Annotated in this window: 28 protein-coding genes; 17 read left to right on the forward strand and 11 right to left on the reverse strand. The window is 39.0% G+C overall.

Annotation, left to right across the window (positions count from 1 at the left end):
- The first annotated feature begins 47 nt into the window (after nucleotides 1-47).
- Nucleotides 48-1,280 (forward strand): flagellin lysine-N-methylase, encoded by a 1,233-nt coding sequence (gene fliB, locus M2M59_RS03100; protein WP_249775485.1) that lies wholly within the window; start codon nucleotides 48-50, stop codon nucleotides 1,278-1,280.
- A 431-nt stretch (nucleotides 1,281-1,711) separates the two neighbouring features.
- Here the strand turns inward: fliB and M2M59_RS03105 are convergent, their stop codons facing one another.
- From M2M59_RS03105 to M2M59_RS03120, 4 genes are read right to left on the reverse strand one after another with little or no spacing between them, the layout of a single operon-like run.
- A complete protein-coding gene (locus M2M59_RS03105) occupies nucleotides 1,712-2,845 on the reverse strand; it encodes a bifunctional cystathionine gamma-lyase/homocysteine desulfhydrase (protein ID WP_249775486.1) in 1,134 nt (377 codons plus the stop codon).
- A 2-nt stretch (nucleotides 2,846-2,847) separates the two neighbouring features.
- Complete coding sequence (locus M2M59_RS03110) at nucleotides 2,848-3,771, reverse strand: PLP-dependent cysteine synthase family protein (protein ID WP_249775487.1); 924 nt, start codon at nucleotides 3,769-3,771, stop codon at nucleotides 2,848-2,850.
- Nucleotides 3,772-3,786: 15 nt separating this feature from the next.
- The gene (locus tag M2M59_RS03115; RefSeq protein WP_249775488.1) at nucleotides 3,787-4,257 is read right to left on the reverse strand and encodes an S-ribosylhomocysteine lyase; all 471 of its coding nucleotides are present in this window, start codon (nucleotides 4,255-4,257) and stop codon (nucleotides 3,787-3,789) included.
- A gap of 2 nt (nucleotides 4,258-4,259) precedes the next feature.
- Nucleotides 4,260-4,904, reverse strand: coding sequence for a class I SAM-dependent DNA methyltransferase (locus M2M59_RS03120; RefSeq protein WP_249775489.1), 645 nt, complete (start codon nucleotides 4,902-4,904; stop codon nucleotides 4,260-4,262).
- 682 nt (nucleotides 4,905-5,586) lie between these two features.
- Here M2M59_RS03120 and M2M59_RS03125 point away from each other — a divergent pair.
- Together M2M59_RS03125 and M2M59_RS03130 are read left to right on the forward strand one after the other, a co-directional pair.
- Nucleotides 5,587-7,209, forward strand: a complete 1,623-nt coding sequence (locus M2M59_RS03125) for a pre-toxin TG domain-containing protein (RefSeq protein WP_249775490.1) — start codon at nucleotides 5,587-5,589, stop codon at nucleotides 7,207-7,209.
- An 11-nt stretch (nucleotides 7,210-7,220) separates the two neighbouring features.
- Entirely contained in the window at nucleotides 7,221-7,499 is a 279-nt protein-coding gene (locus tag M2M59_RS03130; RefSeq protein WP_249775491.1) for a hypothetical protein, read from the forward strand.
- Nucleotides 7,500-7,844: 345 nt separating this feature from the next.
- Here M2M59_RS03130 and M2M59_RS03135 read toward each other — a convergent pair whose 3' ends face one another.
- Together M2M59_RS03135 and M2M59_RS03140 are read right to left on the reverse strand one after the other, a co-directional pair.
- Nucleotides 7,845-8,756, reverse strand: a complete 912-nt coding sequence (locus M2M59_RS03135) for a D-alanine--D-alanine ligase (RefSeq protein WP_249775492.1) — start codon at nucleotides 8,754-8,756, stop codon at nucleotides 7,845-7,847.
- 4 nt (nucleotides 8,757-8,760) lie between these two features.
- Nucleotides 8,761-10,209 carry a MocR-like pyridoxine biosynthesis transcription factor PdxR gene (locus tag M2M59_RS03140; RefSeq protein WP_249775493.1) on the reverse strand — a complete coding sequence of 483 codons (1,449 nt, stop codon included), beginning with the start codon at nucleotides 10,207-10,209 and terminating at the stop codon, nucleotides 8,761-8,763.
- Between the two features lie 279 nt (nucleotides 10,210-10,488).
- Between M2M59_RS03140 and M2M59_RS03145 the strand changes: the two genes are divergently transcribed.
- Genes M2M59_RS03145 through M2M59_RS03180 form a run of 8 tightly spaced genes read left to right on the forward strand, consistent with a single transcriptional unit; the run spans nucleotide 10,489 to nucleotide 17,736 of the window.
- Nucleotides 10,489-10,893 carry a hypothetical protein gene (locus M2M59_RS03145; protein WP_249775494.1) on the forward strand — a complete coding sequence of 135 codons (405 nt, stop codon included), beginning with the start codon at nucleotides 10,489-10,491 and terminating at the stop codon, nucleotides 10,891-10,893.
- Between the two features lie 10 nt (nucleotides 10,894-10,903).
- Nucleotides 10,904-11,365: a hypothetical protein gene (locus tag M2M59_RS03150; RefSeq protein WP_249775495.1), complete on the forward strand. Its 462-nt coding sequence runs from the start codon at nucleotides 10,904-10,906 to the stop codon at nucleotides 11,363-11,365.
- Nucleotides 11,366-11,378: 13 nt separating this feature from the next.
- On the forward strand, nucleotides 11,379-11,969 hold the full coding sequence (locus M2M59_RS03155; RefSeq protein WP_249775496.1) for an SCO family protein: 591 nt from the start codon (nucleotides 11,379-11,381) through the stop codon (nucleotides 11,967-11,969).
- A 44-nt stretch (nucleotides 11,970-12,013) separates the two neighbouring features.
- Complete coding sequence (locus M2M59_RS03160) at nucleotides 12,014-12,715, forward strand: hypothetical protein (RefSeq protein ID WP_249775497.1); 702 nt, start codon at nucleotides 12,014-12,016, stop codon at nucleotides 12,713-12,715.
- 18 nt (nucleotides 12,716-12,733) lie between these two features.
- Nucleotides 12,734-13,024 carry a hypothetical protein gene (locus M2M59_RS03165; RefSeq protein ID WP_249775498.1) on the forward strand — a complete coding sequence of 97 codons (291 nt, stop codon included), beginning with the start codon at nucleotides 12,734-12,736 and terminating at the stop codon, nucleotides 13,022-13,024.
- A 17-nt stretch (nucleotides 13,025-13,041) separates the two neighbouring features.
- Nucleotides 13,042-13,326, forward strand: coding sequence for a hypothetical protein (locus M2M59_RS03170; protein WP_147194735.1), 285 nt, complete (start codon nucleotides 13,042-13,044; stop codon nucleotides 13,324-13,326).
- An 18-nt stretch (nucleotides 13,327-13,344) separates the two neighbouring features.
- Nucleotides 13,345-16,989, forward strand: a complete 3,645-nt coding sequence (locus M2M59_RS03175; protein ID WP_249775499.1) for a cupredoxin domain-containing protein — start codon at nucleotides 13,345-13,347, stop codon at nucleotides 16,987-16,989.
- Nucleotides 16,990-17,025: 36 nt separating this feature from the next.
- Nucleotides 17,026-17,736 carry a hypothetical protein gene (locus M2M59_RS03180; RefSeq protein ID WP_249775500.1) on the forward strand — a complete coding sequence of 237 codons (711 nt, stop codon included), beginning with the start codon at nucleotides 17,026-17,028 and terminating at the stop codon, nucleotides 17,734-17,736.
- Between the two features lie 260 nt (nucleotides 17,737-17,996).
- Here the strand turns inward: M2M59_RS03180 and M2M59_RS03185 are convergent, their stop codons facing one another.
- From M2M59_RS03185 to M2M59_RS03205, 5 genes are all read right to left on the reverse strand, one after another.
- Entirely contained in the window at nucleotides 17,997-18,269 is a 273-nt protein-coding gene (locus M2M59_RS03185) for a hypothetical protein (RefSeq protein WP_249775501.1), read from the reverse strand.
- A gap of 65 nt (nucleotides 18,270-18,334) precedes the next feature.
- The gene (locus tag M2M59_RS03190) at nucleotides 18,335-18,520 is read right to left on the reverse strand and encodes a hypothetical protein (RefSeq protein WP_249775502.1); all 186 of its coding nucleotides are present in this window, start codon (nucleotides 18,518-18,520) and stop codon (nucleotides 18,335-18,337) included.
- Between the two features lie 314 nt (nucleotides 18,521-18,834).
- Nucleotides 18,835-20,484, reverse strand: coding sequence for a peptide ABC transporter substrate-binding protein (locus M2M59_RS03195; RefSeq protein WP_249775503.1), 1,650 nt, complete (start codon nucleotides 20,482-20,484; stop codon nucleotides 18,835-18,837).
- Between the two features lie 270 nt (nucleotides 20,485-20,754).
- The gene (locus M2M59_RS03200) at nucleotides 20,755-20,958 is read right to left on the reverse strand and encodes a zinc ribbon domain-containing protein (protein ID WP_066784624.1); all 204 of its coding nucleotides are present in this window, start codon (nucleotides 20,956-20,958) and stop codon (nucleotides 20,755-20,757) included.
- Nucleotides 20,959-21,047: 89 nt separating this feature from the next.
- Nucleotides 21,048-21,725: a TrkA C-terminal domain-containing protein gene (locus M2M59_RS03205; RefSeq protein WP_249775504.1), complete on the reverse strand. Its 678-nt coding sequence runs from the start codon at nucleotides 21,723-21,725 to the stop codon at nucleotides 21,048-21,050.
- A gap of 267 nt (nucleotides 21,726-21,992) precedes the next feature.
- Here M2M59_RS03205 and M2M59_RS03210 point away from each other — a divergent pair, with 267 nt between their 5' ends.
- From M2M59_RS03210 to paaC, 6 genes are all read left to right on the forward strand, one after another.
- Nucleotides 21,993-23,321: a phenylacetate--CoA ligase family protein gene (locus tag M2M59_RS03210; protein ID WP_249775505.1), complete on the forward strand. Its 1,329-nt coding sequence runs from the start codon at nucleotides 21,993-21,995 to the stop codon at nucleotides 23,319-23,321.
- A gap of 25 nt (nucleotides 23,322-23,346) precedes the next feature.
- The gene (locus M2M59_RS03215) at nucleotides 23,347-24,369 is read left to right on the forward strand and encodes an NAD(P)/FAD-dependent oxidoreductase (RefSeq protein WP_249775506.1); all 1,023 of its coding nucleotides are present in this window, start codon (nucleotides 23,347-23,349) and stop codon (nucleotides 24,367-24,369) included.
- A gap of 37 nt (nucleotides 24,370-24,406) precedes the next feature.
- Nucleotides 24,407-24,646, forward strand: coding sequence for a ferredoxin (locus tag M2M59_RS03220; protein WP_147194708.1), 240 nt, complete (start codon nucleotides 24,407-24,409; stop codon nucleotides 24,644-24,646).
- A 159-nt stretch (nucleotides 24,647-24,805) separates the two neighbouring features.
- A complete protein-coding gene (gene paaA, locus M2M59_RS03225; protein ID WP_249775972.1) occupies nucleotides 24,806-25,744 on the forward strand; it encodes a 1,2-phenylacetyl-CoA epoxidase subunit PaaA in 939 nt (312 codons plus the stop codon).
- A gap of 24 nt (nucleotides 25,745-25,768) precedes the next feature.
- The gene (gene paaB, locus M2M59_RS03230) at nucleotides 25,769-26,113 is read left to right on the forward strand and encodes a 1,2-phenylacetyl-CoA epoxidase subunit PaaB (RefSeq protein WP_147194705.1); all 345 of its coding nucleotides are present in this window, start codon (nucleotides 25,769-25,771) and stop codon (nucleotides 26,111-26,113) included.
- Nucleotides 26,110-26,922 (forward strand): 1,2-phenylacetyl-CoA epoxidase subunit PaaC, encoded by an 813-nt coding sequence (paaC, locus tag M2M59_RS03235; RefSeq protein WP_147194703.1) that lies wholly within the window; start codon nucleotides 26,110-26,112, stop codon nucleotides 26,920-26,922. Before paaB ends, paaC begins: the two co-directional genes overlap by 4 nt.
- Nucleotides 26,923-26,926: the final 4 nt, after the last annotated feature.

Here is a 26,926-nt window from a genome sequence, read left to right on the forward strand (position 1 = left end):
GAAGGAGCTTATTTTTAGCTCCTTCTTTTTTAAATGAGGAGCTAAAAATGAAAGTAAAAGAACTGCAACCAGTTTATATGAAAGATTTTAAATGCATAGGTACACAATGTGAAGATACATGCTGTGCAAACTGGACAATTTCAATAGATAAAAAAACATACAAGAAATATAAAAAAATATCAGAACCAAGTTTCCAAAAGAAGTTTAAAAACGGTGTTACTAGAATTAAAGACACTTCTGATCAACATGTAAATCTCTATGCTAAAATGAAGCTTAATGATAATAATCAATGTAGTTTTTTAACGGAAGATAAGCTGTGTGGAATACAACAGCAATTCGGTGAAAGTCATCTTTGTCATACATGTTCTATATACCCCCGTATGATCAATAAATTAGGGGATAGTTTCGAAAAGTCGGGCACAATATCTTGCCCGGAAATAGCTAGATTAGCATTATTAAATAAAAATGGTATCGATTTTGAATTTATTGAAACAGATATACCTACTAATATATATAATGCTGAACTTCAAACAAACGATTTTATACCAAGCAGTATAGAACATAATTATTGGAATGTCCGTTTTTTCATAATTGAGGTGCTACAAGAGCGTAGTATAAGTTTATGGGAACGTTTATTATATATCGGATTATTTATACAACAAATACAATCCAAAAGTTATAGTACGAAAAATGAATTTGATGGTTTACTGACAACATTCCAAAATAATTTAAATAATAATGTATCAGATCTTTTTAGTGAAATTCCTGTAAATATGGATACACAATTCGAGATTTTAAAACTAATTGCCGAGGCTAGACAACTTCAAGGAATTAATCATCCTAGATTTCAAAAATACTATGACAGTTTTATGAAAGGAATTAATTATTCTTCTTCTCGTACCAAATCTGAGAACCTACACGATTACAAAACAGCCTTAGATCAATATCTAAATAGTGAAAAAGAAATCGAATATATATTAGAGAATTATTTAGTTAATTATGTATTTCAGACAATGTTTCCATTAAACAATAAAGGAAACTATATGAGAGAATATGGTATTCTCGTATTACATTATACGTTAATCAGATTGCATCTTATTGGTATCAGAGCAAATATAGATGAAGATTTTAATGAAGATATAATCGTGTCATTTATCCAATCATTTGCTAGAAATGTAGGGCATAATAAAGGGTATTTACAAAGCGTGTATAATTTCCTCGAAGAGAATTCTTTAGATAATTTAGGTTCTTATACAATATTATTAAGAAGCGAAACTTGATAAAAACTACTCCTCTAACTTTTTAAATATATCATTTATATAAAATTAGAAAGTAATTCTTCTTAAGAGCTCCTTTTTTATATTGAAAGGCTAGAAAAATATTTTCCAATTAATATGGGGATATACTTGTTTATATTATAAGAGAATAGAATTGTTAAGAATGAAGTTTTGCATTTAGCAAAAAGCACTTGTTTGTTTTATTAGGCACAGGTGTTTTATTATTGTATTATAAAATTTTAACTTTGGACTCATAGGACTAAGCTTTACTGAATTCTTAGTCCATAGAGCTATTACATTTAATTTTAAGTAAAGTAACGATAAATTATATTAATGGTTTACTGATTTTCGTAGCTCATGGTTGTAACAGTTAAATTGAGTATCGTAGACACAAAAAAGCTGCAGAATAAAATTCCGCAGCTTTTTAGTATTCCTTATTTCCGCAAAGCAGAGCGCAAATCTTCCACAAGGTCTTCGGCATCTTCCAGTCCGACCGAAATCCGTACAAGTCCATCCTCAATGCCCAGTTCTAATCTCCGTTCTCGTGGAATTGAAGCATGAGTCATAAGAGGGGGAACGGAGATTAGACTTTCGACAGCACCGAGGCTTTCTGCCAATGTGAAGTAGCGAACATTTTTCACAACTTCTCGCGCTTTTTCTTCGTTTTCCACGGTAAAGGAGACCATGCCTCCAAATCCGCCAGCTTGGGATTGGTGGACCTCATGTCCCGGATGATCTGCAAGACCTGGATAGAAGATTTTGCCTACTGCTTCCTCTTCTTGAAGCATTTCTACAATCGCTTTTGTATTCGATTCGATTTCCTCCATACGGATACCGAGCGTTTTTATGCCTCTCATCAAAATCCAACTGTCTTGTGGTCCTAGTATCCCGCCGGTAGAGTTTTGGATGAAATGGAGGTCTTCTCCAAGCTCTTCTGTTGCCGTTACGGCGAGACCAGCTACGACATCACTATGACCACCAAGATACTTCGTCGCACTGTGCAGGACAATATCCGCGCCTAGTGCAATCGGGTTCTGCCAGTAAGGCGTGCTAAATGTGTTGTCAACGATGAACAGTAAATGATACTCTTTGGCAATTGCGCTGACCGCCTTAATATCCGTCACTTTCAATAGAGGATTCGTAGGCGTCTCCACAAAGATTGCCTTTGTCTCAGGACGAATCTCCGCTTTAATTGCATTTAGATCTGTTGTATCTACAAACGAAACTTCAATGCCAAAACGGTTGAATACCTTCGTCATGACACGGAAGGAACCACCGTACACGTCATCGGTTAAGATCAGATGGTCGCCAGATGAGAACAAATGGACTACTGCTGTAATGGCAGCCATACCAGATCCGAATGCAAACCCCCGAGCACCGCCTTCAATATCAGCAATAAGCTTTTCCAACGCTTCTCTCGTCGGGTTGCCTGTTCTTGAATATTCGTATGTGAAATTGCCGACGCCGTCCTGCTTGAATGTACTCGACTGGTAGATCGGTATTGAAACTGCACCAGTATATGGGTCACTGCTGATTCCACCATGTATTAATTGTGTTTTCTTTTTCATCTTTATTTCACCTCGTCATATATTCTGTTACTTATATATCGTTCGCTGCTATCAGGAAAAATGGTGACAATATGGCTTCCTGGAGCCGCTTGTTCCGCTTCCTTCAACGCTGCAGCCAGGGCAGCGCCGGAAGAGCTCCCGACCAAAAGGCCTTCTAATCTTGCGGCTTCCCTTAGATAATGGAATGCGTCCTGATCAGAAATCGTATGAATTCCATCGAACAATGCTGTATCAATAAATGGGGGAAGGAATTCCATGCCAATTCCTTCTGTCTCATGGCTTCCTGGCTTTCCGCCGTTCAATATGGATCCTTCAGGTTCTACCACGACACAGCGGACACCGGGAACGTGATCCTTCAAATAGCGGGCGGTTCCGGTAAATGTCCCGCCTGATCCAACTCCCGCTACGAATATATCAATCTGTCCGTCCATTGCTTCCACAAGTTCAGGACCGAGTGTTTCATAATAAGTGGCAGGGTTCCATTCATTCCGAAATTGTCCTGGATAATAGGAATTAGGGATTGTTTGAAGAAGCTCTTCTGCTTTCTTTATGGCACCTTCCATCCCGAGCTCTGTCGGCGTATTCACCACTTTTGCTCCAAGCGCCTTCATTAAAATTTGCTTTTCTTGGCTAAATTTCTTTGGTGTGACGAACACAGCTTTCACCCCGTAATGGATGGCTGCAAGCGCCAAACCGATGCCAGTATTACCAGCGGTTGGTTCAATCACCGTGCCGCCTTTCTGAAGTTCTCCTGAACGAAAAGCCTGTTCAAGCAAATACTGGCCGAGCCGGTCTTTTACACTGCCACCAGGATTGAAAAATTCTAATTTGGCAAACAGTCTGACTCCTTCAGGCAAAGGAAAGGCAGTCAATTCAAGCAAAGGAGTATGGCCAATCAATTGTTGAATATTTTTTGCGTACTTCATGCTGCTCCCTCATTTTTAGGCAAATACTTCTGTCCATTCGTCTCTTTTTGCCAGCATTTTTTTTGCTGCATCTTTTGCACCTTCTAGGCTGTGGCTCGCTGCCCAGCCGCATTGAACCTCGTTGCAGGCAGGTACTTCGGTCGCTACCAGAACATCATTCAATGTTTTTTCAAGAATAACGAGTACATCATCATAATCATCATGATTGATTAACGCCATATAATAGCCTGTTTGGCAGCCCATTGGTCCAATGTCGACGATTTTATCGGAATGGTTGCGGCTGAATTCTGCCATCATATGCTCAAGCGAGTGCAAAGCAGGCATTTCTAAATGCTCTTTGTTCGGCTGGCAAAAGCGAATATCATATTTGCGGATGACATCTCCGTTGATCCCTTCTTTGACACCTGCAAGTCGGACATAGGGTGCTGCTACTTTTGTATGGTCGAGATTAAAGCTTTCTACATTCATCTTTTGTTGTGCTGCCATAGTTATCTCTCCTTTTTTATTGAGTCTATTAGCCAGACAAACTCATTTTGCTGTTCAAATTTTACTAAAAAACCATTCTTCTCGAATAATTTGGTCAGGACCGGGATGGTCGTGTAGTACTCACTCTTTAAATCTTCGGCAAGCCGGAAGAATCCTTTTTCCTCGGACTCTTTGATTTTTGCTTTATAGGCGTTATCGTCCAAGAAAACAGTGTCAGCAAAAACGATTCTCCCATTCTCATTGAGCACTTCATGAAAACGGCCAATCGCTCTATCTTTCTCTTCATCTGTCAAATGATGAAAGGCATAGGTGCTGACAATTGCATCGGCTTTTACGAGAGGATCGGGAAACTGAAGAAAATCACCGTCAATCAGCGTGAGATCAGGGAGCTTCTCCTTTGCTTTTTCTCTCATCCCTTGGGATGGTTCAACAGCATAGACCTTATTTCCTTTGCTGACAAGCTTGCTCGTCAGGTTGCCGGTTCCCACACCAAATTCAATAACAAAACCGGATGCTCGGTCTGCCACTTCCTCTAAAATTTCATCATACCTTGTAAACACTTCTGTATATTCAAGATCATGCCCCGAAATCGTTCCATCATATGTCTGGGCCCATTGATCAAACAAGTCGTTGAATTCTCTTCCCATACTCATCCCCTCTTTTCAGATTACTTTACTAGGAATTAAAATTAGACTACCAGATGTTTTCAGAAAAATCAAGGTTGTCAGAAACCTGATTTTTCATGCCATCAAAAATAGTGAAATATCATTACAACAAAAGTGATTATCTCTGATCAATCATTTAGTAAACCATGTTAGCTTTATAATGACTATACCGATTGATTTAATATATGTTGAGATCAAGGATTTTGACTGTTCTTTTTAAATCCCTAAAGTCATTGAGTGATTGGATAATATAAGTTTTCTCTTACTTAGAGTGACACACAGTATTAGCCTAATTAACCTTGTATAGACAAAGCTCTGTTTCAGGTAGAATTCTTCTCCGATACTGAAGAGTCCCTTTTTCTATAAACAGGCATTATTGAATTAGGCTATAAGAAGAGTGCACAGGGTATTTAAGTATAGATGAATAGGTATATGTATATCTAATAATGATAGGTAATTTTGCTCGGAAAAATCTAACTAATCTATTCTTTTCTTCGTTTTCAATAATTTAATGAGTTTCTTTTAATAAATAAAATCCTTTAGAAGAATTTCTTCTGACCTAGAATGCTCATTGACGCCAATACTATCCTTTTTTAAAATGAAATTATAAATTTTTTACAATTGAGGAATTAATCTTAAGTTGTTTTATAAGGTGGTGTAGCAGGTGAAGATTCACTATGAAGAGGCAAAGTGGAAGAGTATAGCTTCAGCACTTGAAAAAGTGAATGAAGCGCACAAGTATGACAATAAGTATGAGCATGCAGATGACCTATTTAAGGATTCCAAGAGCGAAATAGCAGACAAAGATATCGATGGAGCCATTTCTTTTAGCCCCCAGACATACCAACCAGAAGCGAACCCCATCCGCGAGAAGTACAAAAAATTATATAATTATGCCAAGGGAATTGGTAAAATTATAGATGAAAAAGTAGACGAACCGTTCTATAAAAGCATCGATGAATATATGCAAAAGATGGCGGATATGAATGTTTCTGCGTACACAACAGCGAATACGATTAACGTTCAGACTGGTCCCTTTTTTAATAGACACGATAAAAAAGAAATCAAGTTAACGGATCTATATGAAGCGGACACGGAGTATTCTGAAAACCTAAAAGCTGAATATGAGGCTTGGAAGCTGCAAAATCCAGATGTGAAATCTTCTCAAGAGGATTACGAAACAGCCGCTTTAAATAGTGGGGCCTTTGAATATGAAGGAATTCGTGCGGGTCAGGAGAAGAAGGAATTTTGGTTTAATTTAATTGCTACAGGGGTTGTGGTAGGCTTAACGATTGTCTGTCCACCCGCTGGACTCGTGGCAGGGGCTGCCTATACGGCTATAGATGTCGGAGGAGCCATCACGGGAGAAGATCTTATATCCGGCAGAAAACTCTCGGATAACGAACGCCTAGTAAGAGGGGCATTTGCGATTGTGCCGGGTGCCGGCGCAGCTGCGGGAAAAGCCTTATTAAAAAATATGCCAGCTCTTGCGAATGTGATGAAATCCGCCTATAAAACTGTTGAGAATGCAGGGGGATCTGCATTAAAGTCGACACAAGAACATGCGAGGAATCTAGGGAAAGCCCATGGCAATCAGTTGAAATTTACCCTGAAGCATCCCGTTCTCGCTGCAGTCACATCAAAGACAGGCCAACAAACAGTCCGCCAATCCGCCAAATTTATCGACAATGCCCTCCGTCCAATCGAAGTCCGTGCCGTACAAACAACCGTTGGGAATGTGGTCACCGGTGTAGAACGAGGTCTTCCATCAGGCAAACTTCCAGCGAAAGCAGATGAGTATTTAGCGATCAAGCAGGCGGAGAAGGATGGGGTTTTGGCTGATAAGGGTACAAGTAAATCATATGGTAATTACTCAACGGCTATTGATGATAAAGTAGAAGTAATAGAAAAGGTAGATTTGGCAGAATGGATAAGTGAGTCATTTACTGATTGTAATTATAGGACAGTAATCACGAAAGAAAAAATCATCTTTTATAGAACATATGGTGGTGGGGCAAGAGCAACAGGTTCATTTGTGACTACTAGCCCTGCTGGAAATAGAATAAATGCAAAAACAAGTACAGCATTAGTTCCTGATTGGAAAAACACCCGAGAATTTGAAGCAGTAATAGAAGTACCGAAAGGACAAGTTTTGAATATAGGTAAAGTTGAGAAGCAATATACAAAAAGTGGTGCATTATTAGAAGGAAATGGAGACCAAATATTGTTACCGCAAGATTGGCCATCTGAATGGATAAAAGAAATTAGAAAAGTACCAAGCAGATAGGGGAAGATATAATGGACAAGAAAAAGCAGATAATTGATCAGATAAAAGTTGTAATAAATAATTTCGAGGAAGGTTATGCAGATGAAATCAAAAGTGGTGGTATATTACAATTAATATATACAAGATATATAAAAGCACTAGCCACATTAGAAAATCACCAGGATATTGAGGAGATTAACATATTGGGCGGTGTACGTGCTTATATGGATAGTTACAATGACTATCAAAATCAGTTATTAGCAGAAATGCATAAAGCTGAAAAAATGATAAAGGAATTATTTATGGAATAATTCTTTTTTGAAAAGTGTATGCATATAAAGGTACTTGTACACACTAGCATTTTTTAAGGTATTTAGAGTTATCAAAACTGCTAACAACAGTATTTCTCAGACAATTAAAGTTATCGTAAAGTTCCCATAATAGACATATAACGAGCACTTGAATATCGATTAAATATATCTAGTGCTTAATGAAATTCAAGATAAAATTAAATCATATTGATGCATACTCTCACAGAATTCAACCTAGAAAAATAAAAAAATGACCGAACAAAGTGAAGTTAACTTTCACCTTCGTTCGGTTTTTTTCACTAAAACATTTCAATCTCATTCTCAGAAGGATCACAATCCCCACAACTAGGCTTCGTTTTTCCTAGCTTGAAGTGAACTTTCAATAATAGAATCAAGCAGTTGAGAGTAAGGTATACCTGCTGCTTCTGCACTTTTCGGCATTAGACTATTTTTTGTTAATCCAGGTAGTGTATTAACTTCTAACACATAGGGAACACCGTTGTAAATCATCATGTCTACTCGGGCATAGACGCTACATTTCAATGCCTTATAGCAAGAGATGGCTGCATCAGCAACACGATTATGTGTTTCAATAGGGAGTTGAACCACTTCTTCAATGGTGGCTGCATCATCATATTTCGAGGCGTAATCAAAGAATTCACCCTGATGCCGGATTGAAATCGTCGGTAAAAGCTTTCCATTCAATATGGGACAAGTGATTTCCTCACCAGATATAACCTTTTCAATAATCACTTCTGAATCCCATTTGAATACGTCTGCTATCGCTGATTTAACTGTTTCCTTGTCATACACTATTTTTACGCCTACACTCGAACCGCCTGAATTAGGTTTCACCACTACAGGGAAACCCAATTTATCTAATTCGTCCAGGTTAAGTTCATCAGTGTTTGAAAGGTGAATCCAATCGGGTGTTTGTACGCCTTCATATCTGATGACTTTTTTCGATATATTCTTATCCATACATAAGCTGCTGGACAAGACATTGCTTCCTGTATAGGGAACGCCTAAGGTATCTAGAGTACCTTGAATAGTCCCATCCTCACCATATTTACCATGTAGCGCCAATAGTGCAACGTCAAGATTCCGTGCTTTTTCCATTAGGTCTTCTTTTTTCTCAATACGAATAGGTACGACCTCATATTTATCTTTATCTAAATGTACCATCATTTCTTCACCTGTCATGATTGAAACTTGCTTCTCGGAGGAAATCCCTCCCATAATGACGCCAACTCTCATTTGTTTAACCTCCAAAATTAGTTTTTAATGTGTCTCCTATAATTTTAATTCCTTCAACAATCTCGTTTTCTTGTAGCCTAGAAAAGCCTAAACGCAGCGTATGTTTTCCATTATTGTCCGTGTAAAAAACATGGCCTAACGAAAAAACAACGCCTTTTGGGTAACATGCTTCCAGTAGCTTTTGTGCATCTATATTATTATTTAGTTCTATAAAAAGGTGTAGTCCACCGTCACCAGTTATCCGTTTACAGGGGATATATTGCTTACAATAATGGACAGCAAGCTCATATTTTTTCTTATAGACTGCTTTTGCTTTTTTTATATATTTTTCAAAATAGCCATCATTTAAATATTGGTATAACACTGCTTGATCTAACGTTGATGTATGAATGGTACGAGCTCTTTTCATACTTTCCAAGTAATAAATCAACTCTTTGTCTGCTAAAATCCAGCCAACCCGTAAGCCAGGAAAAAGAATCTTAGAGAAGCTACTAATATATATGACGTTATTGCCAAGTCCACCAAAAGCAGCTAACGGTGCTAGATGTGATCCTGAGTAACGTAATTCTTCATTAAATCCATCTTCAATAATCGGCAGTTGATAGGCTGAAAACAGATCCATCATTTTCTTCCTTTTTTCTGAGGAAGTTACGATGCCCGTTGGATTATGGTAAGAGGGAATCAAGTAAGCAAAATCATATTCCTTTTCGGATAGGGATTTTTCTAACTTCTTTACATTAACACCGTCGTTTTCCATTTCAATTCCATCGATTTCAAAGCCGTGTAATTGAAAAAGCTTAAGGGCAGAATGATGGGTTGGATTTTCGCAAATAAGACGGCCATTCTTTTTATATAAAGAGGATAAAAGTAAATCAAGGCCTTCCGTAAATCCATTTGTAATTAAAATATCTTTGTTTCTCGTATCGATCCCTTTAATCTCCATGTAATGAAGCAGGTATTCGATAAGTGGTTTATAGCCCTTTGCATAGCCGTAGTTGAGAACAATATCTCCCTCTAAGGACATCCGATTTAAAAAAGCTCTTTTGAAATTCTCTACATCAAAAAGCTTTTCATCGGGGGCGATGCTAGTAAATGAGATCATTCCTTTTTTCCAGCCCACTCCATGCTTCATGAGGTCCATCTTTTCTGCAAGAAAGGTTTGCTCATTGATCTTTTCTGTCCAATTCAACTGGATGGATTGGGATTTGAATGTTTCAACATGGCTTACAAAATGTCCTTTTCCTTTCAATGCATAGATAAGTCCTTCTTGCTCCAAATCTGTATAAGCCGTTAGAACGGTGTTTCGACTGATGGATAATAATGAACTGAATTCGCGGGTAGATGGAAGCTTTTGGTGCTCAAGTAAATGCCCGTTGGTAATCATCCTTTTAAGATAATCCTTCAGTTGAATATATATAGGACGGTCTTCCGTTAGCTTAAAATCGTTAAACAATGAATTCATCCCCTTAATAACATTTTTACATTTTCTATCAAATTTCAAAAGGTCCACACAATATGTATTTTTACTATCTTGTGGTAGGGCGTGGAACTATAAGATACCATGTAAAGTCTTTGGGAAAATGAAAAATCGAGAAAATTATAGTAGGGATGAGAAATACATTTACGGATGGGGCCTCTCATCAACCATTAAGGTAGCGTAACACTTGTGATGTCACCCTATAAGTTAAATATACATACCTTGTGAAGAGGTGGTGACATGGAGGAGATTTCTTTGCAGTTATTGACATATGTGAATATGTTGGTTTTTATCATGCTGTATGTGTTTATGTCCCGTTACCGAAAAGTAGTTGGTTTTCACTTAGGCATGAATATAGCCATGGTTACCGGCGGTATGCTTAGCCTTTCGGTAGGTGTTTTACTGATGGTGCAGTATCCTTTTCATTTTATTGCGATTACCTGCTTGTCAACGATTCTTGGAATGGTGGCAGGAGGTATTTTCGGTGCGCTATTTGATTATCAGACAATGCTCACAGGGTTGAGCAATGGTTTAATGGTAGGGATTATGGCACCGATGTTAGGAGCAATCTTGATTAATCCGTTTCTATTTATTGTCATGATGGAGGGGTTAATTTGTTTCATGATTGTCCTATTGGTTATATCACTTAGGCGTTCATAGGAGGTGCGCCATGTTTATAGTTATTGTTCTTGGCATTTTTAATGTGCTGACAACATTTGTTTGTTACTTTATCCTACGAAGGAAAAGAGCATTATTCGGGGATCGGTATGCAGCATCTATCACTAAAGCAGCTGTCTCAGTCTCAGCATTGGTAGTAGGCATCCATATATCTAGCGCCTTCACAATGCAACCTTCTTTTATCGTGCTATGCAGCATTATGTATGGTGGGGTAGTGGGTATTTTATTTGGAGCGCTTGTCAAATTCCATTCCATTTTGCTTGGTTTTTACCAAGGCGTGTTAGGTAGCATTATGGGAGTGATGATAGGCGAAGTGTTGAAGAACCCCCAATTATGCAGTATTCCTCTTGCTTCTGCTCAGCAACAATTCGTTATGATATATCAAATGTGTGGATTTTCATCGCTTCTACTACTATTCGTTTTCATGCTTATTTTATATTCGTTAAGAGTATGAGGGGGAGGAAGGTTTGAAAAAACGAGTCATCATCATGTGCGGGCTTTTATTCGGGGCCATATTAGTGTACATCTTTTGGCCGAAAGCAGCTGAGTTGCCAAAATTGCACAAGATAGAAAACCCTGAGCTACAAACCATTGATGGAAAAGAGTTCTCCTTTTCCAATAGTAAACCGAAATTAATCACTTTTTATTACACAAATTGCCCGGATGTTTGCCCGATGACCATGCTAGATTTAAAAGAGCTCCAGGGTGTATTAAAGGAAAAAGATGTGAAAGAAACTGAATATGATGTAGTTTTAATTACGATGGATCCTGAAGTGGATACTTCTAGAAGGATTAAACAGTACGCATCCCATTTTGAGCCAATTCCTGCTAATTGGATTTTTATAAGGGGAACTTTAGAAAATACCCGAAAAACCATCAACGACTTTAATTTTGCCTACAAAAAAGATGAAGAAGGTACAATCGCCCATAGCACGACTATGTATTTAGCAGACACTGCCAATCAAATCCGTGCATACCATACTATGAATACGGGGCAAAAGGCTGTCAACATAGAACAGCTTGCAGAAAATATTTATCTACTGATAAAAGAAAATTAATAGCTTGCGTACTCTGTATACTTCAACAATAAGGGGTGAAAAAAATGAACGAAAAGGTTAATAGCCCCCTGGTAAATCAAAAAGGAACAGGTAGTGCTCCGTCATTTTCCTCACCGACAAGTCCGGTATCAGCAGAAGAGACTAGAATTCTAGCAGAATATATCAGTCAGCAAAATATGTTTCAAATTACTAATATCCATGAACCTATCCGTAAGACTTTAACGTTAAAGAAGTTTTTCAAAATGAAGCGAAATCAAGAAGTAGTTATTACTATATCAGAGGAAGAGCCAGTGGTGGAGGGCAAAGTCGCAACCATAGGCAGAGATTTTGTAATGATTACAAATTTGAAAAAACGTATTTGGCTTCCTTATAGTTCAATTGTGTCTGCAACGATTCCTTTTGGTCATCCTACTTATTCGAATGCACATCAAAACTATATTTATGATAACGGATTAAGAGAAAAACTTATTCTGAAGTTTGGTGAAACAGTCACAAAACGAGATGCGCTGGTTCAACAATTTTTTGAGGAGTCACTCAGAACAAATCTGGATACCTGGAAAGGGTGCTCTGTAGAAGTTCGAACAGATGACAAAATGTATTATGGAAAGATTAATCGAACTGATAAAAGCCATTTATATCTTAAACTTTTGAAGGCGGAGAGTGTAATTCCTCTTAATGATATACATTCTGTTGCGACCGTAAGGCTTTTTACCTTTTGGAGGGAAATGATAAAAGCGATTTTCTAATCACGAGGAGGAGATAGCGTGAAGCAAGCTGATGAAATGCTAGTAGATTATATGCAAAAGTTGAAAGGGGAGGATGTGCTGGTTATAACAAGAGCAGTGCAGCTAAACCTTCTGGGTCAAGTATTTAGGCCCATATTTGCAGGAAAAGTTTCTGATATCCAATTGGGACATCTTACCTTGTCACCCGTCATTATTAAAATGGTGAACGCCCCTTTCTATGAATTTCCACTTCCTTTAAGTATTCCACTTGAACAAATTGTTGCTTTTTCAACAGAAATTCCAAGTGATATGGCCTTTCCACTAACCTAGTGCAGGAGGATGAACAAATGCAAAAAGAACGATTGAAAATGATCAATGAGCGAAGACATGAAGCAGTGACAAAACATTTTAAAAAGAACGTGAATCGAAGGGTATTTATCTTAACGCAAGCATTCCCCTTTATGTTTATTGGAAAGATAAAAGAAGTCATTGAAGATATTGTTGTGCTAGATGTTGAAACAACAAGCGTTGCTGAGCTAGAGGGGAAAGAATGGAGCGTACACATTGATTCCATCAGTGTTTTTTACATTGAAACCAATATTGGCCCAAGTATCCCTGAGTTGAAAGGTTAAAGAGACGGAGGAGGTTAAATGAAGAGAAAATATCATGTCATCGCTATTCCAATTCGGATTGTGGTCAACACATTTGGCGACCATAATCCGAATGGCATGATGTATGTGTTAAAAGAGAATGAGCAAAAAGTAAAAGACTTGGTCAAGAAAAATCCTTTTACACCGGTGGATTTAGTAGAGCCATTGGTTATTCGGGCGAACGCCGGCGATATTGTAGAGATTCAATTTGAAAATAAACTGCCATTCCATACAGGCATGCATTTTTATGAAGCAGAGTACGATGTTTGTAATGCAGATGGAGCAAGTGTCGGCTATAACAAGGATAGTACAGTAGCCCCGGGTGATTCGATAATATACCGGATACATGCATTGGAAGAAGGAAACTATTTCTTTGCAGATCTAGGTAACCCCTCAAGCAGCGAAAATGGATCCAATTCGAATGGACTTTTTGGAGGACTATGTGTTGAAAATCGATTTTCCTGGTGGACAGATCCAGTATCGGGCAAGCCAATGAACAGCGGAATGTATGCCGATGTTCATCATCCATTGCTGCCTTCTCACAGAGAGTATGTGTGGATGTTCCATGATGAGATGGAGATCAATGATGTCACAGGAAACCGTCCTATCAACCATATCACCAATCAAGAGGAAGAATCATTTCATGGCGCCAATTACAGATATGAGCCGGAAAATAGACGTGCTCAGTTAATTTCTGAAGGCGTGGTGTGCCCTAACTGTGTCGGAGAAGAGGTGCATCATGATTCATGGGTATTTGGCGATCCATCTGCTCCTATATTACGGGGGTACGTAGGAGATCCCGCCAGAATACGCCTATTCCACGGTGGTCAAAAGGAAACACACGTCTTTCATTACCACGTCCATCAATGGTTTGAAGATCCGCAAGACTTAGCATCAACCATTGTTGATGCCCAAGCCATCAGCCCACAATCCCACTATACAATAGATCCACTATATGGATTAGGAAGCCTTCAAGGCTCATTTGGAGATATCATCATCCACTGTCATTTATATCCGCATTTCGCAGCGGGGATGTGGGGGATGAATCGAATCTTTGATACCCTGCAAGACGGGAGTCAATGCTATCCGAATGGTGTACCAATCAAAGCATTGCAGCCCTTGCCTGATCGGGCGCCGCCACCCAAGCCAACGAAGCAAAGACCTGGCTTCCCGAATTTTATTCCTGGCAAAGTAGGGAATAAAGCGCCAAGACCACCTTTAGGTATTGTTGGCGGAAGGGACATGACAGAGCTGGAACGTCATGCAGCGATTGAAAAACCGCGCCCAGGTGCCGTATTTACAGACCCGTGCCCTGAAGAAACACCCGTCAAAGAATTCAATGTTTCTATAATTGAACTGCCGATTATTTACAATAGAGAAGGCTGGCATGATCCAAAAGGGCGTATTTATGTGTTAGATGAAGATGTGGAAGATGTCTGTTCTGGAAAGAAAGAGCCAGAGCCACTTGTTATTCATGCTTCTGCTCACACCTGCATTAAGATTAATTTTACTAACAGGTTGCCTCATATTCTTGATGGTGATGCTTTCCAATTAGTTACCAGAACATATGAGACCGGTTTTCATATTCACTTTGTAAAGTTTGATGTACTGGTATGTGATGGTGCGAATGTGGGGTGGAATTATGATTCTTCTGTATTGCCGGGTGAAACAATCCGCTATTCTTACTATGCGGACGTTGAATTGAAGGCATGGTTCTTCCATGACCATCTCTTCCCATTGAGCCATCAGCAACATGGCGTCTTTGGTTCAGGTGTAGTACATCCAAGATTTTCTGAATTTCTTAATCCAGCCACAGGAGAAGCGGTTGACCGTGGTACGCAGGTAACTGTCAATCATCCGCTCATACCAAATTACCGAGACTTTGCACTTTTTGCACAAGACTTTACTTTACTGTTTGACAAAGATGGCAAGCCACTCAATCCTCCAAACTTCCCGGGCTCTCAAGATGACCCTGGATTATTCGGTGTAAATTATAAAAACGAACCGTTGCGATTCCGATTAGGGAAAGAGTGTGATCCCGCTTATAGTTTTAGTTCATTTACGCACGGTGATCCAGTCACGCCAATACTGCGTGCATATGCAGGCGATCCCATAAGGATAAGGCTTTTGCAAGGCGCACAAGAAGAGTCGCATAGTTTTAATGTCCATGGTTTAAGATGGCTAAACGAACGTGGAAATCTCTCTTCACGGTTAGACTGTCAACAACACATCGGGATTTCTGAGTCTTTCACCTTTGAAACATTTATTCCAAGACCAGGAGATTATCTGTGGGCTTTTGAAACTGAAGAGGATCTATGGAATGGCCTTTGGGGGTTAATCCGAGCATATAAAGAAAAAGTGCCCGATTTGATTCCTTTGTCAGATCGACCGATGCCTATGAAGCAATCAAGGCCTTTGCCGGAGTGTACTGGAAAGAAACCACCGCCTGCAAAGAAAGCAACACTCCGCCCAGCGAAAGGTCCTATACGGACTTTCGATATTGTCGCTTTTCAAGTCCCAATAACCTATAACGATTTTGGCGACCATGACCCGTACGGCATTATTTTTGCACTTCAAGAAGATATGGAAGATATTTTGCAAGGTAAAAAGAAGCCAGAGCCACTTGTAATCCGAGCCAATGTGGGGGATACAGTGGATGTAACATTGACGAGTAAGCTGAAATTTGATCTATTCCCATTCAAGGATGGTATCTATCCATATCCAGAGGTGAAAGAGCAGGCATTTTATCCACCATCATTAAGGATTTCACTGCACCCACAACTAGTAGATTATGATGTTCAAACTTCCGCTGGCGAAACGGTTGGATTTAATGGAGATCAAACAGTAGGACCGGGAGAAAAAAGAACATATCGCTGGTATGTAGATTCTCAATTAGGTGCCTGTGGATTATGGGATATGGCAGATATTCGCAATCATAAATCGCAAGGGGCCTTTGGAGCCTTTATTGCCGAGCCGAGAGGGACAGAATATGTGGATCCTTATACATTAAAGCCGGTCCGTTCAGGCGCGAATGTGATATTAAGGAACCCTCTTCTTCCGGATGTAAGGGAGTATGTTTTACTCATTCATGATGGTGTTAGGCTTCTTGATCAAAATGATGAGCTAATTATCGATCCTATTGATGGAATTTTATTGCCTCCTCCAGATTTGGATAAAGAGGATTTAGTAGACACTTATAATCAAGGCTCACGAGGCTTTAATTATCGTAGTGAACGCTTGATTAACCGTTATAACAAGAACCCTGTTCTTCATAAATTATTTTCATCTATCGTATTTGGCGATCCAGCGACACCTGTATTGGAAGCATATACAGGCGATCCAGTTACAATCCGCCTTATTACGCCGGCAGAAAGAAGAAGGTCTCACACATTCCACCTCCATGGCCACAGATGGCTCTTTGATGTAAAAGATATGGATTCTCGTGTTGAATCATTTGTAGGTCATAATGTGGCAGGCGGGCTTAGAAATTTGCAGCTCTTAGGAGGAGCAGGTGCTATTGGGGGTTATTCCGGCGACTTTATGTATCGAGCTGGCAATATAAGATGGGATTTAGAACAAGGCATGTGGGGGATCATACGTGTGCACAAAGAAATACAAAAATACTTGCCGCCAATTAATGAATAAAGAATCCTTTGCTGTTAAAGAAAGGAGGTGACACAGATGGGAAGTAAATATGAACTACCGCTTGTCGAACTGTCTCCAATAGAAGACTTTTGCTCTCAGAATCCATGCTGCCCGCCCAACATGCTCTCGCCAACCTATCCTTCGCCAACGAGCTGCCTTCCTATTGAAAAATTAAAAGATGTAGAGGATGAAATTGCTGCAGCAAATGAACTGCTTCTTGATTTGGCCCTTAATGAAAGATCCCCCCAAGAAATTTACCGCAATGCGTTTAGGGGTTTGGAAGGACTGTATGTGGAAGTTACTCTAAATACAGATAATAAAGTAGAAGGGCATGTCCAAATTGCCGGCTTTGATTTTGTCGTACTTCTAAATGAAAAGCAAGAGGTGATTATTCCGTACAGCGTGATTGATGAAGTGAAACCATGTGGCAGATATGCTGTACCTATACACGAAGCGTCATTAAGAGACGTGGACCCTTGTTTTAGGAGAGAAGTGGCTTATCATTTTGGAGAAGTCGTCTCTTCCTCGCCAGAGCTGCTTCACCTGTTTTTCGGTATGCGATTACCCATATATTTATTATCTTTGGAAGCAAAAAGAATTGAACTTACCTTCGATGGTATAGAATTAAAAGGGTTTGTAACAGATGTTAACAAAGATTCTATTGTGCTAAGAATAGAAAAAGAGCTCAGAATAATTCCTCTAGCAAAACTCACCTTAATAAAAAGAAAGAAAGAGTCGATTTCTTGAAAAAAACTCAGTCGCAAAAGGAGGACTCCTTAGCGGCTGAGTTTTTTAAATTCTTCCTTAATGCAAATATTTTAGTGCGGCCAATGGACGTTGTTTTTGACTGCCTGATTATCCTTCATCTCTGAAACTAATGCCTCAATAGATGATTATTAAGCAAATATAAAACTAAGAAATGTTGAATTATTTTGGTGTGCAAGTATAGGTTAAAAGTTACTTTAGTACTCTCTTCAATAAGAGTCATCAAAGAGAAGTTAAAGCGGTTAATGGCAGCTACAACGATATTTTATATCCATAATTTTATCTATAGAAAAAATGGTCATATGCTTCTTTTTTCTATTATTTTTCTTTTTTCTTTTATTCTTCTTCTTTTTAATATCAGAAGGAGGCTTCTCGATTATTTCTTCATTAGAAGATACTTCTTCGATGACTTTATCTTTAACTATTTTTGGTGGTTTGTAGTCTTCTTCCATAATCTCTACAAAGTTAGATCCTACATGGCGGATTTCACCATATAAGGTGTTGCCGTTATCCATTAAGAATTCAACTTTACAACCTATTAATTGCCTCAACCGAAAGTTTAGTCCATTTTGCAAGCCACCTAGCCGAATGCTGAAATCCTCATCACAAATAGATCTTCTGCAGTGGTAATGATGGGAATGGTAGCAGTCGCAACAGGAGTAAGAATGGTTGCAGTTGCACTTATGGTCATGAGACGACATGCCATCACAATGATGAGTGATGGCATGGTATGATTTATGGCTACCACATGTTGGGCAAGCGTCATTCATCTTATTTCCCTCCTTTCACGTTAATTAAGGCCAAGAATGTTAAGTCCTTGGTTATTAATATCATATGAAAAGATTTGAATGAGGCATGGACAAATACAACAACTTTACGGGATAGGGTAAAATATACACGCGAAAAAATGCATATGGTTGGAAAAGTGCTCTAGACTTTGTATGAGGCAAGCCGAATTTATAAATCTCAAAACACTTTATGAACATGTTCTGAGTTACAGAATATATTTAAGTGTAAGTAACCATAGGAAACATAAAAAAACTGCTTTCAACGAATAAACGTTGGAAGCAGTTTTTAAAATTATTTTTGGATATCTACAGCTTTAAGGTCAATTTCACCTAGCTTGTTTGGTGCCATGTTTTTCACATAATCTTTTTCTACATAGTTGTTTACATAGAAGTAGATTGGTGCGATTGGCATTTGTTCAGCTAGTAATGTGTTCGCTTGTTTTAATAATTCAAGACGTTTGTTTTCATCTGTTTCTTTTGTTGAAGAAACTAGTAAAGATTTGTACTTTGGATCTTCCCAAGCAGTATCATTGTTACCATTTTTAGCAGTATCATAACGTTCTAGGAATGTGTAAGCATCGTTAAAGTCAGCGATCCAGCCCATACGCGCTACATCATAATCTAGGGCAGTTACTTTATCAAGGAATACTTGCCATTCTGAGTTATCCATTTTCACTTCGATACCTAGGTTTTTGTGCCAGCCTTCTTGAATATATTGTGCGATAGCAGCGTGTGCTTCACTTGTGTTGATAGAAATGCCAATTTTGATATCGCTAGCTTTTTTGATACCTAATTCTTTCATACCTTCTTCAAGTGCTTTTTTCGCTGCTTCGATATCGTTGTCTTTGAATTTGTTGTTTTCATCTTCAAATCCTTCGATTGCAACTGGTACATTGCTCAATGCTGGTTTTTGTCCGCCTTTTAATACATTATCAGCTAAGCCTTGACGGTCGATTGCGTAAGATAATGCTTTACGGATGTTTGCATTTTTAGTGAATTTACCTTTTGTATTGAATTTGTACTCATAGATAGCAGCATATGGCATAGATTTTAAAGTTTTGTCTTTTTTATAACCATCCATTGCATCAAGTGGAACAGTTTGGTATGGAGAGCCTAAGTAATCTAGATCTCCGCTTTTGAACATACGGTTAGCAGTTGTTTCAGATTCAACCATTTTAACGTTAACAGTAGATAAAGCTACGTTGTCTTTATCCCAGTAATCAGCATACTTTTTAAGAGTGATTGAGTCATTGTGTTTCCAGTCGCTTAATGTGAAAGGTCCGTTTGTTACATAAGTATCGCCAGCTTCAGCGAACCATTTTTTATTATCTTTAACTACTTTTTCGTTAACAGGCATATAAGTATAGAATGCTGTTAATTCTAAGAAGTAAGGTGTTGGGTTTTCAAGTGTTACTTCTAATGTTTTCTCATCAACTACTTTGATGCCTAAATCATCAGCAGAACCTTTTCCACCGTTAAACTTTTCTGCACCTTTGATAGGGTAAAGAATAGATGCATATTCAGAAGCGTTCTTTGGATCTAGCGCCCATTTCCAAGCGTAAGCGAAGTCGCCAGCTACTACAGGATCGCCATTTGACCATTTTGCATCACGCAACTTGAATGTGTACGTTAATTTATCATCGCTTACTTTTACATCCTCCGCCATTGCGTTTTGAACATTACCGTCTTTATCTACACGAGTAAGACCCTCAAACGCTGCACGAATGATAGCACCAGAAGTACTGTCCGTTGCCAACTGTGGATTCAAGCTTGGTGGTTCAGAAGTAATTGAAAGATTTAACGTTTTATCTTCGTTTTTGGTAGTGCCAGAAGATTGGCCGCCGGAAGAGGTATCTTTTTCTTTCGTTCCGCCGAAGTTACATGCAGCAAGTACTAGCATTAAAGCTGATAATAGCACAAGCGATAAAAACCTTTTCTTCATAAAAATCCCCCTTATCTAATGAAAAATTTAGCTACTTGAGAAGAGTAACTATTAATACTATATCAAAGGATAAAGTAGAATAAAACAGAATTATTAAATTTATTAAAATTTAATGAATTTTCAGTACTATCATTTCGCATATCGAAATATATCATTCTATGGGATATGAAATATATTTAAGAGGAGATAACTAGATAATAAAAAAGAGAAGTGGCTTCTCACTTCTCTTTTTTATGTTTCATCTTATGCAATTAGCGAACTACATATCATCTAACCAAAGAATAAATCTAAAATATTAGAGGAAGCAGATGACTTTTTGTTATAAAACTCTGCATACCCACAATTTTTGCAATACACCACAATAAATTGATTGTGCTGAATATCAAACATCTTGGACAAACCTGTGCCCGTCATAGCAACTTCCTTCGTAACAGCATCCGTACAACCACACTTAATACAGCCTTTACCTTCCAATTCAATTCCTCCTTTTCATTTTGTCTATGATTCATCTACGAATAATTGAACCAAAAGATTCGTTACGATTTTTATTTTATTTGAATACGTTAGATCATCTTTTGATTTAGTTCCCGAGCAAATTTTTCTTCAATCTCTTTTTTATTTCCATAGAGCAGTACTTGGTCACCTTGATTTAAGGTACAGGAGAATAAATCCTTTCTTATCCAGACTTCTCCTCTTTTAATGAATAATATACGTATGTCTTCTTCATCATCTAATACGTCAGATATCCTTTTGCCCACTAATTTAGAGTGTTCAGTAATATTCATTTCTGTTACAAAATCCTCACTGTCTAGATATAAAACATCTTTTACAGGACGCTCATATATTTGAAATTCATTCTCTAACTCTCGTTTAAAAGATCGTGTTAATTTTTTTCGAGTCAAAGGCAATTTTAAAATCGCCAGAATTGCAAAGAGTACACCGCAAATGATGGATAGCTCTTTTAATCTTAAATCGTCCGATAGAATATTACTGATGGAGGAAATGATGACCGCAAGTGAAAAGGCACCGAATAATATAAGAAATGATGCAATTTTTCTTCGTATCGGATGATCAATGATAATCTTGGATTCATCTGTCGTGAAGCCAGTGGCTGTTAGCATTGAGATGACCTGAAACCTCGATATTTTTGTTTTGAGGCCGGTAAAGTGAAATAACATGACAGAAATCTCAATTACGAATCCAATAATCACGAAATATAACATAATAAATACGTACCCCATCTTCGCTCACGCTCCTTATCCCTCCTTTAATTACCCGATTCTTGCTTCTTGAGAAACATGCTACTTTTGTTATCTAAATCTCAAATGCTTTTAAGATATAGAAGGTAATGCTCGAATATAAAAGAATTTTCAGAATTTACTGTTGACAACTGGTAAAATGAAAATTAGAATTTAATTGTATTACAACTAAATAATTAATCGTTTAAAAAGTGTTATATAGTTTCAGATTTTAATGTTCCATATTCTACAATTAGGGGGTTACACCACATGTACAATCCGCAAATTGAAACAATGGCGCGTTCTGAAATGGAGAGCTTACAGGTTGAGCGCCTTCAAAACACAGTAAGGTTAGTCTATGAAAATGTAGAATTCTATAGAGATAAATTTAGTGAAATAGGGATTACACCAGATGATATTAAATGCTTGGATGACATACTAAGGCTCCCATTTACAAAAAAACAAGATTTGCGGGATCATTATCCATATGGTTTATTTGCTGTTCCACAAGAGAGGCTTGTGAGAATCCATGCTTCATCAGGAACAAGTGGGAAGCCGACTGTTGTTGGTTATACAGAGAATGATTTAAAAGTTTGGAGCGAAATTGTCGCCCGGTCCATAGTGGCTGCGGGAGGGAAGAAAACGGATATATTCCACAATGCATACGGCTATGGATTGTTTACAGGTGGGCTTGGCTTACACTACGGTGCTGAAATACTTGGAGCGGCAGTCATTCCCATATCAGGAGGTAATACAGAACGGCAAATCACGGTTATTGAAGATTTCAAACCGCGTGGAATTTGTGGAACCCCATCTTACATTTTAAACATAGGTGAGAAGATGCTGGAGATGGGAAAAGATCCGAGAGAAACATCGGTCGAATATGGCATTTTTGGTGCTGAGCCCTGGTCTGAAGAGATGCGGACTAAGCTTGAAGAGATGTTTAATTTGAAAGCAGTTGATATTTATGGATTGAGCGAAATTATGGGGCCAGGTGTCTCAATTGAGTGTGCAGAAGCGCAAGATGGCCTACATGTACAAGAAGATCATTTCTTTGTAGAAGTAATTGATCCGATGACGTTGGAACCAGTCTCAGATGGAGAAATTGGCGAGCTTGTTTTTACAAGCTTAACAAAGGAAGCGTTTCCAGTTTTACGTTATCGTACAGGCGACCTTGCCTCTTTATCAAGAGAAAAATGTAGCTGTGGACGGACAACAGTCAGAATGTCTAGAGTAAAGGGACGTACGGATGACATGATTATTATCCGAGGTGTAAATGTCTTCCCATCTGAAATAGAGCGGGTGCTACTTCAAATCGATGGACTTGTGCCGCATTTCCAAATCCACCTTATCCGCAATGGAGCAATGGACGAAGCAGTGTTACATGTCGAGATAGAAAGCAAGCTATATGAGGAAATAGGCCAAGACTTGTCACATGAACGTGTTTCGAAAATAAAGAAAGAAATCCAGCGTGTAATGAAATCTACATGCTTAGTGACCATAAACACTGTCTTTAATATTCCTAAAGCAATACCAAGGTCAGAAGGCAAAGCTGCCCGAATTGTTGATTTAAGAGATTCTAAGGCAGTAGTAGTGTAATAGAAACATGGAAGGACGGAATTGAATGAATGAAAATCAGAATATTTTTGATATTACGATAATTGGTGGTGGGCCAGTTGGCATGTTTACTGCTTTTTATGCAGGTTTGCGGAAAATGTCCTGCAAAGTGATTGAGAGCCTGCCGCAGCTTGGCGGTCAGCTATCGGCACTTTACCCAGAAAAATATATCTATGATGTGGCGGGTTTCCCAAAAATCAAGGCGCAGGAGCTGGTTGATAATTTGAAAGAACAGATGGACCAATTTCAACCGACTATTTGCTTAGGGGAATCAGTTGAAATTCTTGAAAAACGAGAAGATGGCATTTTTGAGTTAACAACAAACAATGGCATTCATTATACCAGGGCCATTGTTATTACAGCAGGAAATGGGGCTTTTCAGCCTCGGAAGCTGGAGTTGAAAGAAGCAGAGAAGTATGAAGGTCAAAACCTCCATTATTTCATCCAAGACCTTAACAAATTTGCCGGTAAAAAAGTGCAAGTGTTTGGAGGAGGAGATTCAGCGGTAGATTGGGCATTAATGCTTGAACCAATAGCTGAACAGGTTACCATTGCCCACCGACGAGATAAGTTCCGAGCCCATGAGCATAGCGTGGAAAATATGAAGAATTCTTCAGTTACGATCATGACGCCGTTTGTTCCAACAGAATTAATCGGTAAAGATCGGATTGAAAAGGTTGTGCTGGAGCAGGTAAAAGGCGACCGAAAAGAGACGATTGAGGTGGATGATGTTGTCGTCACATACGGCTTTGTGTCATCGCTTGGACCTATGAAGAATTGGGGTCTCGAGATTGAGAAGAATAGCATTGTTGTTAACTCAAGGATGGAAACGAATATTGAAGGGATTTACGCTGCTGGAGATATTTGCACATACGAAGGAAAGGTAAAGCTTATTGCCAGTGGTTTCGGCGAAGCGCCAACTGCAGTTAGCAATGCCAAAGTCTATATTGACCCAAAAGCAAAAGTGCAGCCATTGCACAGCACCTCTGTGATGGGAGAAAGCGAAAAAAACATAGCAAAATCTGTGTAAACTACCCCTTACAAAGACCAAAGGAGGAACTTTTATCATGCCGAAGTACACCATGGTGGACAAAGAAACTTGTATTGCATGCGGTGCTTGCGAAGCCAGTGCACCAGATATTTTCGATTATGACGAAGAAGGCATCTCTCATGTCATTTTAGATGATAACGAAGGACGCGTTGAAGTTCCTGAATATCTTCTTGAAGACTTAGAGGATGCGGTAGAAGGTTGTCCGACAGATTCAATAAAAGTGGAAAGTGAGCCATTTTTCGCTGTGAAATCCTAAATAGTCCTTTTATTAAAAGTGGGGAAGCGCAACAAAACCTGATAATGGTGGAAATATTTCTTTGACACATAACATATAATCGTAACGGCGTGTAAATCTGTTATAGAAAACTACAAATAAATTAATTTTTTAGGAGGAGAGCAAGTGTCTAATCTGGCAATGAAAAGCGAAGAAGAAATGCTTGAACAATTTATCGAGCGGATTGAAGCGGGAGATAAAATTGAGGCCGATGACTGGATGCCTGAAGAATATCGAATCGCGCTCATTAAGTTAATTTCCATGCATGGTATCAGCGAAATTATGGGAGCGCTTCCGGAAAAAGAGTGGGTACCAAAAGCCCCGACGCTTCATAGAAAGCTTGCCATCATGGCGAAAGTGCAAGATGAAATGGGGCATGGGCAATTACTGCTTCGCGTAGCAGAAGATTTATTGAAGCCATATGGTAAAACCCGCAGCGACATCATGCAGGATTTATTTAATGGGGATTTAAAGTTCCATAACGTCTTCCATATGGACACAAAATCTTGGGGAGATGCAGGGTTGATTGGCTGGCTCGTCGATGGCGCGGCCATTATTACTCAAACAAACATGCTTGGCTCCTCTTATGGCCCGTATGCAAGAGCACTTCAGCGCATCTGTGCAGAAGAAGTCTTCCATGCACAGCACGGGGAAGCAATCATTATGGCGCTTGCAGAAGGAACAGAAGAACAGAGAATAATGGTACAAAATGCAATAAATCATTGGTGGGAATCTTTGTTGATGTTCTTTGGCCCGGCAAGTAAGGAAACAACTGGCTCCTCTAAACAGGACATTACGATTAAATATAAAATCCGTACAAAAACAAATGAACAGCTAAGGCAAGACTTCTTTACAAAATATATTCCACGGATTCTTTCGCTCGGGCTTAAACTGCCGGATCCAACCATGCATTACGATGAAGAAAAACAAATGTGGATCTACCAGCAGCCGGATTGGTCTGAGTTTAAGAAAATTATTAAAAACCAAGGACCACGTTCACAAGCTCGCCTCAATCTTCGTAGAACCTCATATGAAAATAACGCATGGGTTCGTGATGCATTAGCAGCTACAACCAATTAATTGTACCGATGGGAGGTCATATAAATGGCAGAAAAAACATTTTACCGAGAATTTGAAGTGTTTAGCAAACGAACGCCGAGTTCTGCTTTTCAACACCAATTTAGCCTGCTTGCGCCAAACAAAGATATGGCGTTTATCATGGCACAAGAAAACTTTATGCGCCGTGAGCCTGTTGCAGATATTTGGATTATAGATAGAGAACATATCCGTTCTATGAATGCTGATGAGAAACTGACACTGGGCCGTTTGGATAATAAGCAATACCGCACAACTAAAGGCTATGGCTATTTGAAAAAGAAGTGGCGCCATTACGAGCAGCAAATGCTAGATGAAAAAGAAATCCTATCGTGGGGAGGGAACAGCAAATGAGCAGCGGAGAAAACGTTTTAAGCCCTGAATATAAAAAAGCATTAGAAAATCTATTGTTTCAATTAGCGGACGATGATTTTCTCATCTCTTTCCGCGGCTCTGAATGGCTCGGCCTTGCCCCACATATAGAAGAGGATGTGGCGTCTTCCTCCATCAGTCAAGACACAATGGGGCATGCGGCTATGTTCTATACACTGCTTGAGGATCTTGGTGCTGGAAAAGCAGATGACCTTGCACACCTGCGGGAAGCTCAGGATAGAAGAAATAGTGTGCTCGCTGAACGAGTGAACGGTGAAGGCTATTACATGGAAACACCGAAATATGATTGGGCTTATGCCGTTGTTAGAAATTTCTTCTACACCCAAGCGAAAAAAGTCAAGATGGATTCATTACGGCAAAGCAACTATAAGCCGCTTGCTGAAACGGCTGTAAAAGTAAACATGGAGTTGTACTATCATCTTCTGCACTGGAAAACATGGTTTATTCAGCTTCTCAATTCAACAGATGAAGCAAAACGCCGAATGAATGAAGCAATAGAGCTTGTGATGAAGGACTTTGGCGATGTTTTCTCGTACGGAGATGAAAAAACAGCGATTGAACAGAGCGGTCTAATTGCCGGCGAAGATCAATTAAAAGAGGGATGGAAATCGAACATGGCGCTACCATTTGAATGTGTTGCGATGAAAGTGCCAGACATTCCAGAAGCTTCGGCAAAGAATGGCCGCAATGGCGATCATACGGAAGAATTGGCATCTGCATTAACGACTCTGTCAGAAGTGTACAGATTAGATCCTGCAGCAGCTTGGTAAATGA

It is taken from the genome of Rummeliibacillus sp. G93 (assembly GCF_023515935.1).
Lineage (GTDB): Bacteria > Bacillota > Bacilli > Bacillales_A > Planococcaceae > Rummeliibacillus > Rummeliibacillus stabekisii.

Excerpts from the sequence above, each read along its gene's own strand:
- M2M59_RS03220 (WP_147194708.1), top strand. The coding sequence starts at position 24,407 with ATGCCGAAGTACACCATGGTGGACAAAGAAACTTGTATTGCATGCGGT.
- M2M59_RS03185 (WP_249775501.1), bottom strand. The coding sequence starts at position 18,269 with ATGGATAACGGCAACACCTTATATGGTGAAATCCGCCATGTAGGATCT.
- M2M59_RS03195 (WP_249775503.1), bottom strand. The coding sequence starts at position 20,484 with ATGAAGAAAAGGTTTTTATCGCTTGTGCTATTATCAGCTTTAATGCTA.
- M2M59_RS03180 (WP_249775500.1), top strand. The coding sequence starts at position 17,026 with ATGGGAAGTAAATATGAACTACCGCTTGTCGAACTGTCTCCAATAGAA.
- M2M59_RS03210 (WP_249775505.1), top strand. The coding sequence starts at position 21,993 with ATGTACAATCCGCAAATTGAAACAATGGCGCGTTCTGAAATGGAGAGC.
- M2M59_RS03130 (WP_249775491.1), top strand. The coding sequence starts at position 7,221 with ATGGACAAGAAAAAGCAGATAATTGATCAGATAAAAGTTGTAATAAAT.
- M2M59_RS03110 (WP_249775487.1), bottom strand. The coding sequence starts at position 3,771 with ATGAAGTACGCAAAAAATATTCAACAATTGATTGGCCATACTCCTTTG.
- M2M59_RS03215 (WP_249775506.1), top strand. The coding sequence starts at position 23,347 with ATGAATGAAAATCAGAATATTTTTGATATTACGATAATTGGTGGTGGG.
- paaC (WP_147194703.1), top strand. The coding sequence starts at position 26,110 with ATGAGCAGCGGAGAAAACGTTTTAAGCCCTGAATATAAAAAAGCATTA.
- M2M59_RS03115 (WP_249775488.1), bottom strand. The coding sequence starts at position 4,257 with ATGGCAGCACAACAAAAGATGAATGTAGAAAGCTTTAATCTCGACCAT.
- M2M59_RS03105 (WP_249775486.1), bottom strand. The coding sequence starts at position 2,845 with ATGAAAAAGAAAACACAATTAATACATGGTGGAATCAGCAGTGACCCA.
- M2M59_RS03120 (WP_249775489.1), bottom strand. The coding sequence starts at position 4,904 with ATGGGAAGAGAATTCAACGACTTGTTTGATCAATGGGCCCAGACATAT.
- paaB (WP_147194705.1), top strand. The coding sequence starts at position 25,769 with ATGGCAGAAAAAACATTTTACCGAGAATTTGAAGTGTTTAGCAAACGA.
- M2M59_RS03160 (WP_249775497.1), top strand. The coding sequence starts at position 12,014 with ATGAACGAAAAGGTTAATAGCCCCCTGGTAAATCAAAAAGGAACAGGT.
- M2M59_RS03175 (WP_249775499.1), top strand. The coding sequence starts at position 13,345 with ATGAAGAGAAAATATCATGTCATCGCTATTCCAATTCGGATTGTGGTC.
- M2M59_RS03205 (WP_249775504.1), bottom strand. The coding sequence starts at position 21,725 with ATGGGGTACGTATTTATTATGTTATATTTCGTGATTATTGGATTCGTA.
- M2M59_RS03135 (WP_249775492.1), bottom strand. The coding sequence starts at position 8,756 with ATGAGAGTTGGCGTCATTATGGGAGGGATTTCCTCCGAGAAGCAAGTT.
- M2M59_RS03170 (WP_147194735.1), top strand. The coding sequence starts at position 13,042 with ATGCAAAAAGAACGATTGAAAATGATCAATGAGCGAAGACATGAAGCA.
- fliB (WP_249775485.1), top strand. The coding sequence starts at position 48 with ATGAAAGTAAAAGAACTGCAACCAGTTTATATGAAAGATTTTAAATGC.
- paaA (WP_249775972.1), top strand. The coding sequence starts at position 24,806 with ATGAAAAGCGAAGAAGAAATGCTTGAACAATTTATCGAGCGGATTGAA.
- M2M59_RS03150 (WP_249775495.1), top strand. The coding sequence starts at position 10,904 with ATGTTTATAGTTATTGTTCTTGGCATTTTTAATGTGCTGACAACATTT.
- M2M59_RS03190 (WP_249775502.1), bottom strand. The coding sequence starts at position 18,520 with ATGACGCTTGCCCAACATGTGGTAGCCATAAATCATACCATGCCATCA.